Source organism: Campylobacter sp. CNRCH_2013_0898h (assembly GCF_025772965.1).
Taxonomy (GTDB): domain Bacteria; phylum Campylobacterota; class Campylobacteria; order Campylobacterales; family Campylobacteraceae; genus Campylobacter_D; species Campylobacter_D lari_D.
The window spans coordinates 1-1,068 of sequence record NZ_JAKMTD010000033.1 but is presented as its reverse complement, the minus strand read 5'-3'; the positions used below and the strand labels follow the sequence as shown (position 1 = coordinate 1,068).

The following is a 1,068-nucleotide window of genomic DNA, read 5'->3' as shown; positions in this document are numbered from 1 at the left end:
GTTTTTTAATATTGTGTTTTAAGAAAATTTATATTTATCCAATATTATTTATATAGATAATTTTTTATTAATATATCGTTTTTTTAAATTTATACTCCTATGAGATAATTTTTTCACTTTCAAAAAATAACTACAAATTTACATAAAAAGGAAAACCAATGAAAAGTGCGAAAATAAAAATCTCACTCATAGCAAATTTTATTGCTATATTTTGTCTACTTATTTTAGGCATTATAACTTTTGTTTTTGTAAAAGACTCTCTGTTTAAAGAAGTTATAAAAGCAGAACAAGATAAACTTATTTCTGCAAAAAATTTAACACAAAATTTTTACAACAACTCTTCAAGCGCATTAGAAAGATTTGCCCAAAGTATTTTACATCATCCATATGAAATTTTAGCCAACGAAGAAACATTAATAGAAGATGTTGGAATTCAGTTAAAAGCTGCAAAAGATATAGGCGATTATCAAGCTATTTATTTGGCAAAACCTGATGGGGAATTAGTTTTAAGTAACAAAGACAGCGATGCCAAAGGAGTAAATTATTTAATTTATGGAAAAGAGCAAAATTATGATGCAACTACAAGAGAATTTTATATAGCAGCTAGAAAGAAAACAGGTTGGAATGTAACTGATATTTATACAGATATAGCAACGGGACTTCCTACTTTTACCTATTCTATATCTTTAACTAAAAATGGTAAGTTTATAGGGGTTTTGGCTATCGATGTTTCTGTGAAGAAATTAGAAGATAGATTAAAACATTTACCAGGCTCATCTTTTGTTTTTGATAAAGCATTGTTTGCATTTGCTTCAACCGATGAAAACTATTTTGGCAAAGATAATAAAAATGTTGCTATTGTTGCTAAAGCTTTTAGTAAAGCAAAACCAGGTGAGGCGTTTTTTTATACTAATGAAATGGGTAAAGAAAAATTATCTATTTGCGATAAAATAGATTCAGATACTATCTGCAGTGTAACAGATATTGACAGCATAGAAGAATCTAGCAAGAAAATGGCCTATATTCAAATTACTGCAGTTATTGCAGCTAGTTTTATAAGTATCATTT

The 1,068-nt window shown here is 27.3% G+C and carries 1 protein-coding gene; it reads left to right on the top strand.

Translation table 11 applies throughout. The features are described from left to right. Positions 1 to 158 precede the first annotated feature (158 nt). Positions 159 to 1,068, top strand: a 910-nt coding sequence (locus L8X50_RS08195; RefSeq protein ID WP_263660029.1) for a PDC sensor domain-containing protein, incomplete at its 3' end; no start/stop codon positions are given.